The sequence below is a fragment of the Janthinobacterium sp. GW822-FHT07H10 genome, from assembly GCF_058798675.1.
Genome location: NZ_JBXAKS010000001.1, coordinates 52,712 through 66,343 on the forward strand (window position 1 = coordinate 52,712; position 13,632 = coordinate 66,343).

10 protein-coding genes are annotated in these 13,632 nt (G+C 63.2%); 8 read left to right on the plus strand and 2 right to left on the minus strand.

All coding sequences use genetic code 11. From position 1 onward, the window contains the following. Window positions 1-22: 22 nt before the first annotated feature. Together AC1RDJ_RS00230 and AC1RDJ_RS00235 are read left to right on the plus strand one after the other, a co-directional pair. Complete coding sequence (locus tag AC1RDJ_RS00230; protein ID WP_493026185.1) at window positions 23-994, plus strand: DUF2167 domain-containing protein; 972 nt, start codon at window positions 23-25, stop codon at window positions 992-994. A gap of 101 nt (window positions 995-1,095) precedes the next feature. Beyond that, window positions 1,096-1,605 carry a DUF1993 domain-containing protein gene (locus AC1RDJ_RS00235; protein WP_071321692.1) on the plus strand — a complete coding sequence of 170 codons (510 nt, stop codon included), beginning with the start codon at window positions 1,096-1,098 and terminating at the stop codon, window positions 1,603-1,605. Here AC1RDJ_RS00235 and AC1RDJ_RS00240 read toward each other — a convergent pair. Then, a complete protein-coding gene (locus AC1RDJ_RS00240; RefSeq protein ID WP_493026186.1) occupies window positions 1,602-2,168 on the minus strand; it encodes a glycine zipper 2TM domain-containing protein in 567 nt (188 codons plus the stop codon). The two genes, AC1RDJ_RS00235 and AC1RDJ_RS00240, sit on opposite strands and share 4 nt — an antisense overlap. A 161-nt stretch (window positions 2,169-2,329) precedes the next feature. Here AC1RDJ_RS00240 and AC1RDJ_RS00245 point away from each other — a divergent pair, with 161 nt between their 5' ends. The 6 genes from AC1RDJ_RS00245 to AC1RDJ_RS00270 all read left to right on the plus strand — a co-directional run bounded on the left by AC1RDJ_RS00245 (window position 2,330) and on the right by AC1RDJ_RS00270 (window position 11,393). After that, a complete protein-coding gene (locus AC1RDJ_RS00245; RefSeq protein WP_493026187.1) occupies window positions 2,330-3,442 on the plus strand; it encodes an NADH:flavin oxidoreductase/NADH oxidase in 1,113 nt (370 codons plus the stop codon). A 186-nt stretch (window positions 3,443-3,628) separates the two neighbouring features. Further along, a complete protein-coding gene (locus tag AC1RDJ_RS00250; RefSeq protein ID WP_493026188.1) occupies window positions 3,629-5,212 on the plus strand; it encodes an ATP-binding cassette domain-containing protein in 1,584 nt (527 codons plus the stop codon). A 255-nt stretch (window positions 5,213-5,467) separates the two neighbouring features. Continuing rightward, window positions 5,468-5,926, plus strand: a complete 459-nt coding sequence (locus AC1RDJ_RS00255; RefSeq protein ID WP_071321696.1) for a RidA family protein — start codon at window positions 5,468-5,470, stop codon at window positions 5,924-5,926. 116 nt (window positions 5,927-6,042) lie between these two features. Then, complete coding sequence (locus AC1RDJ_RS00260; protein ID WP_071321697.1) at window positions 6,043-7,473, plus strand: amino acid permease; 1,431 nt, start codon at window positions 6,043-6,045, stop codon at window positions 7,471-7,473. A gap of 418 nt (window positions 7,474-7,891) precedes the next feature. Next, the gene (locus AC1RDJ_RS00265; protein WP_289884425.1) at window positions 7,892-9,364 is read left to right on the plus strand and encodes an amino acid permease; all 1,473 of its coding nucleotides are present in this window, start codon (window positions 7,892-7,894) and stop codon (window positions 9,362-9,364) included. A 67-nt stretch (window positions 9,365-9,431) separates the two neighbouring features. Next, the gene (locus tag AC1RDJ_RS00270; protein ID WP_493026189.1) at window positions 9,432-11,393 is read left to right on the plus strand and encodes a S9 family peptidase; all 1,962 of its coding nucleotides are present in this window, start codon (window positions 9,432-9,434) and stop codon (window positions 11,391-11,393) included. An 11-nt stretch (window positions 11,394-11,404) separates the two neighbouring features. Here AC1RDJ_RS00270 and AC1RDJ_RS00275 read toward each other — a convergent pair whose 3' ends face one another. Next, window positions 11,405-13,555, minus strand: coding sequence for an FUSC family protein (locus tag AC1RDJ_RS00275; RefSeq protein WP_493026190.1), 2,151 nt, complete (start codon window positions 13,553-13,555; stop codon window positions 11,405-11,407). Window positions 13,556-13,632 lie beyond the last annotated feature (77 nt).

Genomic DNA, 13,632 nt, shown 5'->3' on the forward strand with positions numbered 1-13,632 from the left:
TTTGCAATTTTTTGGATCGATCATGTTGAAACGCCTGCTGGCAGCCCTGCTGTGCCTGACCCTCTCCGGCCTGATGGTCGCCGCCCATGCCGAAGAGAAGGCATCCGCAACGGAAATGACGGCCGAGCAATTCCTTGACCAGTTGCACCTGCAGCGCGGCAAGATCACCTTGCCAGGCGGCATCGCCACCCTGGACTTGCCAGCCAACTTCCGCTACCTGTCGCCTGCCGATGCCGAGCGCGTGCTGGTCGACGCCTGGGGCAATCCACCGGGCATGGAATCGCTGGGCATGATCGTGCCCGCCAAGATCAGCGTGCTCGAGCGCGATAGCTGGGGCGTGGTGGTGACGTATGAAAAGGAAGGGCACATCAAGGACGACGACGCGGACAGCATCAAGTACGACGAGTTGTTGAAGGATATGCATGCCTCGGTGCTGGAAAACAACGCGGAGCGCAAGAAGCAGGGCTATCCCGGCATCCATTTGATGGGCTGGGCGGAAAAACCCAGCTATGCCAAGGAGACGCACAAGCTGTACTGGGCCAAGGATCTGATGGTCGATGGCGGCGAGCACTCGCTGAACTACAACGTGCGCGTGCTGGGCCGCGAAGGCGTGCTGAACCTGAATGCCATCGCCAGCATGCAGCAGATCGCGACGATCAAGCAGGAAATGCGGCAAGTGACGGCATTCACGGAATTTACCGAGGGTAACCGCTACGCGGACTTCGACAGCAAGACGGACAAGGTGGCCGAGTATGGCCTGGCGGCGCTGGTGGCTGGCGGCGTGGCCAGCAAGATGGGCCTGTTTGGGAAATTGCTGGCGCTGCTGCTGGCCTTCAAGAAAGTGCTGATCCTGGCCGTGGTGGGCGCCGGTGCCGCCATCGTCAAGTTCTTTGGCGGCAAGCGCAAGGAAACGCAGCCGCAGCCAGCGCCGCAGCCGGACGCGGACGAACAGTCCGGCCATGCGCCGGATGGCAAGGTGAATCTGGATAAATAGGACGAACTGGGCCGATCCGTGTGCTGGCGCACATGCGTGCGCAGCCACAGGATGGCGCCTCGGGTACACTGGCTCATCGTTCAATTTACCAGGAGTCCGCCATGTCCGTGTCCATGTATCAGGCAACCATTCCCGTCTTCATCCGCGGCTTGCGCGTCGTTTCGGCCTTGCTGGAAAAGGGCCAGGCGCACGTGGAGGAAGACGGCATCGTGCCCGAGATTTTACTGGGCGCGCAGCTGGCGCCTGACATGCTGGACTTGACGGCGCAGGTGCAGCGCGTCAGCGATACGTCGAAGATGTCGGTCGAGCGCCTGAGCGGCGTGCCGGCGCCGAAGTTCGAGGATAACGAGGCATCGTTCGAGCAATTGCAGGAACGCATTGCCAACACCATCGCCTATATCGACAGCGTGAATGCGGGCCAGATGGCGGGCAGCGCGCAGAAGGAAGTCGTGCTGAACTGGACTGACGAGGGGACGACCTTCTCGGGCGACGATTACCTGCTCAGCTTTGCCTTGCCGAACTTCTATTTCCACGTTTCCATGGTCCACGCCATTTTGCGGAACAATGGCGTGGCCGTGGGCAAGCTCGATTATCTGGGACCATACGATTAACGTTGCGGCTGCTGTACCTGGTTCTGTACTGCATTGCCCAGCATGCCGCCGCCGATGACGCCGGCCACGGTCGCCAGCGCCTTGCCGCGGCCGCCACCTACCTGATTGCCGATCAAGCCGCCGATGACGGCGCCCGTGCCGATGCCCACGTAGTTGGGCTGGGCCGGGGCCGGCGCCGCTTGTTGCTGGCGTACCGGTTCGCGATAGGCCGTCTCGCGGTAGCCATCGTTGCTGTCATTGTAGGCGGGGCGCGCCTGCGCCACTTGCGTGTGGTGCACGACGCGCTTGTGCACGACGGGTGCCGGGGCAGGTGCCGGGGCGGCTTGCGCGACGACAGGCGCGGCGAGCGGTGCCGGCACGGGAGCCGTCGCGGGAGCGGCCAGGGCGGCGGCGCTGGCCGGCGTCATGGCGGCCATGTCGGCAGGAACGGCTGGCGCATTCGCGCGCGAATTGGGCAGGATGCCGGCGATGGACGCCGCGCCCACCAGGCACAGGACCGTGACGGAAATGGCGGCGCCGGCCATCAAGGGGTGGATGCGGTTGGCGGTGGTCGTCGTGTTCATGTGTTCTCCTGGGTGTGGCACTGCGGGTGTTGTTGATGTGTCCAGATTAACGGCACGCCGGTCGCAAGGCTAGACGCTGCGCTGTATCAAACGTAAGCAGGTGTAAGGCCCCGATTGCCAAACGCAGTAGAATCGGTGCTTCCCCTTTTCCGGAGTGCGCCATGAGTCAGCTCTTCACGCCATTCGCGCTGGGCCCCCTGCAGGTGGCCAACCGCATCGCCATCGCGCCCATGTGCCAGTACTCGGCCGACAACGGCAACGCCACCGACTGGCACATGATCCACCTGGGCCACCTGGCCCTGTCCGGCGCGGGCGTGCTGATGACGGAGGCGACGGCCGTCTCGCCCGAGGGACGCATCTCGGCCGAGGACCTGGGCCTGTGGTCGGACGCCAACCAGGCGGCGCTGGAAAAAGTGGTGCAGGCGATCCGCCGCCACGCGCCTATTCCGCTGGTGGTGCAGCTGGGCCATGCGGGACGCAAGGCGTCGAGCCGCGCGCCATGGGAGGGGGGCGCCTGCGTGCGCCTGGCCGATGGCGGCTGGCAAACGGTGGCGCCGTCCGCCATCGCCCACGCGCCGGGCGAGACGGTGCCGCTCGCCCTCGACGAGATGGGCTTGTTGCAGATCAAGGGCGCCTTTGTCGCCGCCGCCCAGCGCGTGCATGCGCTCGGCATCGAAGGCATCGAACTGCACGCGGCGCATGGTTACCTGCTGCACCAGTTCCTCTCGCCCCTGTCGAATCACCGCACTGATGCGTATGGCGGCAGCCTGGACAATCGCATGCGTTTTCCGCTGGAAGTCTTCGACGCCGTACGCGCCGCCGTGCCCGCCAGCGTGGCCGTGGGCGTGCGCCTTTCCGCCACCGATTGGGTCGACGGCGGCTGGGAGATCGAGCAAAGCGTGCGCTTCGCGCAGGAGCTCAAGCAGCTGGGCGCCGATTTCATTCACGTCTCCAGCGGTGGCATTTCTCCGCAGCAGCAAATTCCCGTCGGCCCCGGCTACCAGGTGGCGTTTGCCGAGCGCATCAAGCGCGACAGCGGCTTGCCCACCATCAGCGTGGGCTTGATCACGGAGGCGCAGCAGGCGGAAGACATCATCGCGCAGGGCCAGTCCGACATGGTGGCGCTGGCCCGGGCCATCCTGTTCGACCCGCGCTGGCCCTGGCATGCGGCGGCCCAGCTGGGTGCGCAAGTGCAGGCGCCACCGCAGTACTGGCGTTCGCAGCCGCGCGAATTGAAGCAGCTGTTCGGCGACACGACCCTGGGCCAGCGCTGACAGGCCGATGCTGGCGTGCCGCGTCGGCAACGCGCGCCATCTTCTGCTAGACTCACGGCTCCTTTCCCCATTCCTCCAGGACGCTTCGACATGCGCCATTGATACTGCCGTGCTGTGCACGGCCTCGCCCTTCCCGCCAGCGCGCTGTGTGCCGCGCGGGTTCGCCAGCCTGCCCAAGGAGTATCCATGCCCGCTTTGCTACAACTCGACCGTCTTTCCTTCGCGCTGCCCGATGGCCGCGCCCTGTTTTCCGATCTGCAATTTACTTTTGCCCCGCAGCGTATCGGCCTCGTCGGCGATAACGGCGTGGGCAAGAGCGTGCTGGCGCGCCTGCTGGCCGGCCTCGAACAGCCCACCAGCGGCGCCGTGCGTGGCGACGGCACGCTCCATTGCGTGGCGCAGGAGCTCGACCCGCAGCGCTATCCCACCGTGGCCGCGCTTGCCGGCATGGATGGCTTGCTGGCCGCGCTCGAACGTATTGCCGCCGGTTCCGTCGATGCCGACGATTACGCGCTGGTGGGCGAGCGCTGGGATGCGCCGGCCAAGCTGCGCCAGGCGCTCGACGAGATCGACTTGCCGCATGTGGAAGCCGGCACGCCGACGGCCAGCCTGAGCGGCGGCGAACGCCAGCGCATCGCCCTGCAGGGGGCCTGGCTGTCGCAGGCGGACTGGTTGCTGCTCGATGAGCCGAGCAACCATCTCGATGCGCGCCAGCGTGCCCGTCTGGTGGCGCAGATCGCGCGCTGGCCGCGCGCCTTGCTGCTGGTCAGCCATGACCGCGGCTTGCTGCAGCACGTCGATGCCATCGTCGAATTGTCGAGTCTGGGCTTGCGCAGCTATGGCGGCAACTATGCGTTTTACGCGCAGCAGCGCGCGCAGGAGCAAGCCGGTTTTGTTGCCGCCCTGCAGGCGGAGAAGGCGGGCGCCAGGCGCGGGCAGCGCGAGGCGCAGCAGCAGGCGGAGCGCCAGCAGCGCAGAGTCGGGCGCGGCGAGAGGGAAGGGCGCGAAGGCAATCAAAGCAAGCTGCTGCTCGATGCGAACAAGGAAAAGAGCCAGGATAGCCAGGGCAAGCTGCGCCTGCGCGCGCAGGAGGCGCAGCAGGCGCGCCTGCAGCGGGTGCTTGAAGCCCGCGCCCGTTGCGCGCCCGACGCCGAACGCCTGCTGCTGGCGCCGGACAGCGTCGTCCCCAACGGCAAGTTGCTCCTTGAGCTGCGCGCGCTGGTCTTGCCGTATGGCCAGGCGCAGCCGCTGGACTTGCAGCTCAGCGGCCCGCGCCGCCTGGCCGTGACGGGAAACAACGGCAGCGGCAAGTCGACCCTGCTGCGCGTGATCGCGGGGCAACTGGCGCCCGCCGGCGGCGAGTTGCGTTGCCATGCGCGGATGGCCTGGCTGGACCAGCACGCGGGCGCCCACGCCGGTGGCTTGAGCGCCGTGCAGCGTTTGCAGGAGCGCAACAGCACCCTGGCGGAAGGGGAGTTGCGCACGCGGCTGGCGCTGCTGGGCATCGCCGGCGCGCGCGCCACCATGCCCAGCCACCTGCTCAGCGGAGGCGAGTGCATGAAGCTGGCGCTGGCGGCCGAACTGTACGCGCAGGCGCCGCCCCAGTTGCTGCTGCTCGACGAACCCGACAATCACCTGGACCTGGCCAGCCTGCAGGCGCTGGAACAGATGCTGCTGCAATATCAGGGTGCGTTACTTGTGGTATCGCACGACCAGGCGTTTCTGGATGCGATAAACCTTGATCCTGCGGGCTTGACATTGCTTAAGTGATAATTGAATGAAAAAATACACGCTCGATGCCTGTAGAGCATGCTTCATGAAACGATGCTGAATTTTGTTTGATTGTCGGTATAATCCACTGAATAACCGGGCCTATTTGTGAACTAAAACTGCTGGTTCACCAATATGATGACGTTTAATCTGGCACTGTTGACGGTCTATGGCCGCGCGGCCAGGGCAGCGTTATCCCAGCCCAGCCGTTCATGAATTTCGGTTTCGTTTATATTGTTTTCTTGGAGAAATAGCATGTCGTTTTACGAAAAACTCAAAGCCCTCAACATCGAATTGCCAGTCGTTGCCGCGCCAGCCGCCGCCTATGTGATGCATGCCCGCACCGGCAATACCGTGTTCCTGTCCGGCCACCTGGCCAAGAAGGATGGCAAGGTCTGGGTCGGTCAACTGGGCAAGGATGTCAGCACGGAAGAAGGCAAAGTGGCCGCGCGCGGCATCGCCATCGAACTGATCGCCACCCTGCAAGACGCTTGCGGCGGCGACCTGAACAAAGTCAAACGCATCGTCAAGGTCATGAGCCTGGTCAATTCCACCTCCGAGTTCACGGAACAGCACCTGGTCACCAACGGCGCCTCGGAACTGTTCGTCGAAGTCTTCGGCGACAGCGGCAAGCATGCGCGTTCCGCCTTCGGCGTGGCGCAAATCCCGCTGGGCGCTTGCGTCGAGATCGAACTGATCGCCGAACTGGCCTGATCATCTGAGCATGCCGGCGATTGCCGCCGGCTCGCCCTTTCCTCCTTTCCAGCAAGAGCGGAACCGCCATTGGGGTGGAGGGATCGGTGTATTCAAGAAAAAAACGGAGACACGTAATGAAAACGAGTGAACAAGGCTTGCACCGCGGCCTGGGCGAGCGGCAGATACGCCTGATGGCGCTGGGTGCGGCGATTGGCGTGGGCCTGTTTCTGGGTTCCGGCAACGCCATCAAGATGGCCGGTCCCGGCATCATGCTGTCGTATATTATCGGTGGCGCGGTCATCTTCATGATCATGCGCGCGCTGGGCGAAATGGCCGTGCACAATCCGGTGGCCGGCTCGTTCAGCCGCTATGCCCAGGATTACCTGGGCCCGCTGCAAGGCTACCTGACGGGCTGGAACTACTGGTTCCTGTGGCTGGTCACTTGCGTGGCGGAAATTACCGCAGTCGCCATCTACATGGGCATCTGGTTCCCCGACACGCCGCGCTGGATCTGGGCCCTGGCGGCGCTGGGTTCCATGGGCGCGATCAACCTGCTGGCCGTGAAAGCCTACGGCGAATTCGAATTCTGGTTCGCCCTGATCAAGGTGGTCACCATCATCATGATGATCATCGGCGGCGCCGGCATGATCATCTTCGGTTTCGGCAACGACGGCGTGGCCATCGGCATTTCCAACCTGTGGACGCATGGCGGCTTCTTCCCGAATGGCGCGCAAGGCGTGCTGATGTCATTGCAGATGGTGATGTTTGCCTACCTGGGCGTGGAAATGATCGGCCTGACGGCCGGCGAAGCGGCCAACCCGAAGAAATCGATCCCGGACGCCATCAATTCGGTGTTCTGGCGCATCCTGATTTTCTATGTCGGCGCGCTGTTCGTCATCCTGTCGATCTATCCATGGAATGAAATCGGCACCACGGGCAGCCCGTTCGTGATGACGTTCGAACGCCTGGGTATCAAGACGGCGGCCGGCATCATCAACTTCGTCGTGCTGACGGCAGCCTTATCGTCGTGCAATGGCGGTATCTTCAGCACGGGCCGCATGCTGTACAACCTGGCGCTGCAAGGCCAGGCGCCGAAAGCGTTTGCGGAAACCACCTCGAGCGGCGTGCCGCGCCGCGCCATCCTGGTGTCCGTCTTCGCGCTGCTGCTGGGCGTGCTGCTGAACTACCTGGTGCCGGAAAAAGTGTTTATCTGGGTCACCTCGATCTCCACCTTCGGCGCCGTCTGGACCTGGGGCGTGATCCTGGTCACGCAGATTCAGTTCCGCAAGACCTTGACGCCGCTGGAAATCAAGAACCTGGCCTTCCGCATGCCGTTCGCGCCATACGGTTCCTGGATTTCGCTGGCCTTCCTGGCGCTGGTGATCGGTTTGATGGCGTATTTCCCCGATACGCGCATCGCCCTGATGGTCGGACCGGCCTGGCTGATCCTGCTGACGGTGCTGTACTACGTGCTGGGCCTGGCGCCGAAAGACCGCCGCGACGACGTGCCGCAAGGCTACGAAGCGGGCTGGCCACCGGCCGATGCGCCGCAGGGCAAGAAATAATCCGGCTCGGCTGAGCTGAACCGACAGCGCGCCCCTGCTCCTGCAGCGGCGCGCTTTTTCTTTCATATTGGCAACTCCCTGCTCTCCTAGCGCCAGCGCGCGTTTTGCGGCGCACGCCTGGCGTTGTTTCCTTGCATCAAACTTCTGTTTAGCTGAGCCGATGAAAGCCCTATAATCGCTTAGTTTTGAAAATGGACGCGATCTTTCCGGTTTTTTGCCAGGTAGGGCCGGAGCGCCGTTTTTAAGTGTTTTTACCCGTCATGTTCCTAACAACATCTAGCAAAACCGTAGCGAGCGGGATGAGTTGTGGCCAAGAAGCGTAGCTGTGCGAATGCACGGCGAGCATCGCCGGCCGCGAATCACGACGCGCAGCAGGTTTTGCTCGGTGTGTAAGTGCATGCCTCATAAAGGAATGCTAGTGAGCCAAACCCTGGTCCAGAAACTTTGCCGCACCAAGCCGATCGATACCACGGTCGAGTATGGTGAGGGCCTCAGCAGCAGCGGCTTGAGCCGATCCATCGGCCTGTTTTCCCTCACCATGATCGGCGTCGGCGCCACCATCGGCACGGGCATTTTCTTTACCATGGTCGAGGCCGTCCCTAAGGCGGGCCCGTCAGTCATCCTGTCGTTCCTGATCGCCGCCATCACGGCCGGCCTGACGGCCCTGTGCTATGCGGAGCTGTCGTTCCGCATTCCTGCCTCCGGTTCCTCGTATTCGTTCGCCTATGCCACCGTGGGCGAGTTTCTTGCCTTCATCATGGCCGCCTGCCTGTTGCTCGAATACGGGTTGGCGGGCAGCGCCGTAGCCATCGGCTGGTCGTCCTATCTGAATAACTTCCTGGAAAATGCCTTCGGCTGGCATATTCCGGAAATGCTGCGCACGCCGATGATTGTTTCCGGCCCGCATGGCATGGAATTTCATGCCGGCCACATCAACCTGCCGCCCATCTTCCTGATCTGCATGTGCGGCTTCCTGCTGCTGCGCGGCGCCAAGGAATCGGCCCTGATGAATGCCATCATGGTCATCATCAAGCTGGCGATCCTCGTGTTCTTCATCGTCATCGCGTTTTCCGGTTTTAATGCCGACAACTTCTTCCCCTTCTTCAATTCCGACAACAGCAAGGGCTTTGCCGGCATGACGGGCGTGACGGCCGCCGCCGGCACCGTCTTCTTCTCGTTCATCGGCCTCGATACGGTGGCGACGGCGGGCGACGAGGTAAAAAATCCCACGCGCAATGTGCCGCGCGGCATCCTTGGCGCCCTGCTGATCGTCACCGTGTTTTATCTGCTGGTGGCCGTGGCCGCCCTTGGTGCGCAGCAGGCGAAACTGTTCGAAGGCCAGGAAGCGGGCCTGGCGGTGATTCTGCAAAACGTCACGGGCAAGACCTGGCCGGCGCTGGTGCTGTCGGCCGGCGCCGTCATTTCTGTCTTCAGCGTGACCCTGGTGACCATCTATGGCCAGACGCGCATCCTGTTTGCCGTCAGCCGCGATGGCCTGATTCCGAAATCGTTTCAGAAAATCCACCCGCGTACCCTGGTGCCGGTCAGCAATACCATCATCGTCTGCCTGGTGGTGGCCGTGGTGGCCGGCACGGTGGACGCGACCTATCTGTGGGACATGGTCAGCATCGGCACCCTGACGGCCTTCATGGTGGTGTCGATCGCTGTGCCCGTGCTGCGCCACAAGCAGGGCGCGAACCGCATCGAAGGTTTCAGCGTGCCGTTCGGTCCGTATGTGATTCCCGGCTTGAGCGTGATGGCTTGCCTGTACATCATGCGGGACTTGCCGCATACGACGTTTGTCGTGTTCAGCGTGTGGATGGCCGTCACGGTGGCTATTTATTTCCTGTACAGCGTGCGGCATTCGCACCTGGGAAAGCAGGCCAAATGATGCTGTGTTGTTGACTCGAAACCGCCGCGCTTGCCGGCGGTTTTTTTTATTTCTAACCGGAAATTACATGATGAAAATAACTGATCTGGCCAGCTATGGCCTGCTGGCAAGCATGTTCCTTGGCGTGACGGTACAAGCAGCCCCCGCGGTGAAATCGGGCGCGGCCCCGGCCTTGCGCGACTATCGCGCCGTGGCCCTGTCGGGCAATGGCCAGCGCATCGTCGCCATCGAATCGAGCAAGGCTGGCGCCCAGCCGCAGCGCCCGCATGCGGCCATCGTCGTGCGCGACGCCGCCAACGGCGCCATCGTGCAAGAGTTCGACCCCTGCGCCGTGTGTTCTTACGACAAGCCCAGCTGGTCGCCCGATGGCCGTCAGCTGGCGTTCGTCGGTTATGACGCCAAAGCGGGCATGGCGCATCTGTACCTGGCCACGATGACACAGGCGCAAGCCAAGGTATTGACGAGCATCAAAGGCGTGGCCAGCACGGCGCGCTGGTCGCCCGATGGCAAGCAGGTGGCCTTGCTGGCCACAGTGGGCGCGCGCAAGCTGGCCGGCGCCGTGGAAGCGGGCGCGCGCCAGGTGGGCGAAGTGGGCAGCGAAGACGATGCCCAGCGCATCGCCGTGGTGGCGGCCAGCGGCGGCGAGCTGCGGTTGCTGTCGCCGGCCGACACCTATGTGTATGAATACAACTGGACGCCCGATGGCCGCGGCTTCGTTGCCAGCAGCGCGCAAGGCAATGGCGACAGCAACTGGTGGGTCGCCAAACTCAGCCATATTGATGCGGGCACGGGCGCCTTGCGCGTGATCGCCGCGCCGGCCATGCAGCTGAACCTGCCTTCGGTCTCGCCGGACGGCAAGACGGTGGTCTTCATCGGCGGCCTGATGAGCGATTTCGGCTCCATCGGCGGCGATCTCTACACCGTGCCGCTGGCCGGCGGCACGCCGCGCAACCTCACGCCTGATTACCGCGGCACCTTCAACGGCGTCGTCTGGCGCGGCGCGGGCTTGCTGGCGACGGCCCTGATCGACTCGCAGCTGGCACTGGTGCCTGTCGATGCGCAAAATGGCCCCGCCCAGCCTGTGTTGCTCGGCGAACTCAGCAGCAGCGCGGCCGATGGCCGTTTGTCGTTCAGCGCCGACGGCCAGCAGGCCGCCGCCGCACAGGAAGACTTTACGCACGCCAGCCACCTGGTGGCCGGGCCGGTCGGGCAGCTGAAAAAGATTACACAAGCCAATGACCAGTTTGCGCCGCAGGTGAGCGTGCAAAACGTGGGCTGGACGAATGAGCAATACCAGGTGCAAGGTTGGCTGCTGGGGCCGTTGAAGACGGAAGCGGGCAAGCAGTATCCAATGATCGTCAATGTGCATGGCGGACCCGGCGCGGCCGCCTCGCCCCGCTACGTGGAAGCGGCCACCGTGATTCAGGAATTGACGCAGAAAGGCTACTTTGTCTTCCTGCCCAACCCGCGCGGCAGCTTTGGCCAGGGCCAGGCCTTTACGCGCGCCAACATGGCGGACTTTGGCGGCGGCGACTGGCGCGACATCCTGGCCGGCATCGATGCGGTGCAAAAAGTGGCGCCCGTCGATGGCCAGCGCCTGGGCCTGATAGGCCATTCGTATGGCGGCTTCATGACCATGTGGGGCGTCACGCACAGCGACCGTTTCAAGGCGGCCGTGGCCGGCGCGGGCGTGTCGAACTGGATCAGCTATTACGGCCAGAACGGCATCAATCAGTGGATGATCCCGTTTTTCGGCGCTTCCGCGTATGACAAGCCGGACGTCTACCGCCGTGCCTCGCCCATCGAATCGATCAAGGCGGCGAAGACGCCGACCCTGATCTATGTGGGCGAGCGCGACGTGGAAACGCCGGCCGCCCAGTCGCTGGAATTCTGGCACGGCCTGCGCGCCATGGGCGTGCCGTCCAGCCTGTTCATCTACGATGGCGAAGGCCATTCCTTCCGCAAGCCGGAAAACCAGCGCGACTTGCAGAAGCGCACCATCGGCTGGTTCGAGCGGTATCTGAAGTAAATTCCCGCGGCCTAGCGCGGCGCCACGATATGCACGATCGCCGCGCTATGTATCACGATCTTGTCCGCATCGGCCTGCAACAGGCGGATGCGGCGCTGCACCAGCGGCCAGCCCGACCAGGCCACGTCGCTGACGGGCGGCGCGGGCGGCGCGGCCAGCGGCGCGCTGATGGCGGCCTTGTCGTCGAGCTGGTCGAGCGCGCGCGACAGGGTCAGACACACTTGCGTATGGCTGTGGCTGAGCAAGGCGTTGACGGGCGCGACAGGCAGCTGGCTGGCATGGCGTCCCAGGATGGAGCGCAGCGCCGCCACGTGGGCGACCAGCAGGTAGTTTTGCACGATGAACAGGTTGATGTCTTCCACGGCCCGCTGCTTGCTGGCTGGTTCGTCGAGCATGCGCACCAGCGCCGAGCTGAGCGCGGCCAGGCTGTCCATCAGGCGCTTGCGCTCGATGCGGTAGGCGAAGTCATCGAAACATTTGCCTTGCAGGAGCTCGAAGCTGGTTTGCATATAGCTCAGGTTAACGTTGAGCACCTGGCGCACCAGCCTTGGCAGGCTCTGGTATTCCCAGTTGGCCAGCACGAAGCTGAACACGGTGGCCACCGCCGCGCCGATCAGGGTGTCGATCAGGCGCTCGCTGACGAGGTTCGGGTTGCTGGGCGCCACCAGATGCATTTGCAGCAAGATCATCAGGCTGACGGCGATGGCCGTGTAGCGGTAGCGCAAGTAAATGAAGGTGGGCGTGGCCACGATGGACAGGAACAGGATGGCCATCAGCACGATATTGCTGTGCACGAAGCGGATCACGATGGCGGTGATCACGCAGCCGATGATGGTGCCGATGATGCGGTCGGCGCGGCGCTGGCGCGTCATGCTGAAGGTAGGCCGCAGGATGATGACGATGGTGAGCACGATCCAGTAACTGTGCGCCGCGTACGGCAGCCAGTGGCCGATCAGCAATCCCACGGAAATGGCCATCGACACGCGCAGGGCGAAGCGGAAGACGGGCGAGTCCAGGCGCAGGTTGGCCAGCAGGGTCTTCAGTTCGTATTTTTGCTGCGACAAAAACGGCGCCATGTCCGCGCCGCTCCAGAACGGCACGTCGGCATAGACCTTTTGCGTGGCCAGGTGCAGCTCGCCGATCATCTTCAGGATGGCGCGAATCTTGTTGCGCTGTGCGCGCAGGGTCGCCAGCGCTTCCTGGGCGTTTTCTCCCTTCGCTTGCAGGCGGGCAATCTCGGCCTCGATGTCGGCCCATTCCTTGTCGTAGCTGATCTGCGCATACGAGGCGCGCTTGCGCGTGACGGCATACGCGACGGACTCGATGTCGCGCGCCGCCTTGTAGGCCAGGTCGCGCAAGGATTTCAAGACGTCGGAGTCGGCCAGGTGATGGCGCAGCAGCGCGTAATCGGTGTGCGTGGACAGGATCAGCTCATATAGATCGAGCATGCACACGTGCACCTGCACGACGATCGCATCCTTGCTGTTTTTGTGGCTGCGGAGAATCAAGTCGCGCGACGCTTGCTGGCGGTCGGCCAGGATGCTTTGATGGCGCACCAGCTTGTTGAACTGCTCCGTCAGGTTGAAGCGCGTGTCGTAGAAATCGGCCTTGATGTCGATATAGGCGGCCAGTTCGAACAGGGCTTCGGCCAGCACTTGCTGCTTGATGCGGTGGCGCAGAACCCAGGCGATGGCCATGGCGTAGGCCAGATAGATCAATCCCCCCAGCATGAACAGGCCCGCATGGTGGAACGATTGCTGCCATGTCATCTGATGCTCCATCGACATGGTCATGATGAACAGGGCCGCCAGCTGCAAGGGCATGGATTTCTTGCCGTACACCACCATCATGCTGGCAAGGAAACTGACCAGTACCAGCACCGTCATCAACAGCCACTGCACGGGGCCGCACAAGCTGATCAACAGGGTGACGGCGCTGCACAGCAGGACCGAGGCCAGCATCTCGTTGAACTTGTGGCGCAGCGGACTGGGCATGTCCATCAAGGTCGTGCACAGGGCGCCGATGCACACTGTCATGGCGGTCGTGCTGTCGCTGATTTCCAGGGTCAGCAAGGTCAGGCCGACCAGGCCGATGGCCACGCGCAAGCCCAGGTAAAAATAATGACTGTAAATAAAGGTGCGCAGGTTCAATGCGTAGTGCATGGGTGTACCTTGTGGGTAGAGCACAGAAAGAGGCGCCGCACCGGGGTCTCCGATGCGGCGCCAGGATATTGCATTCG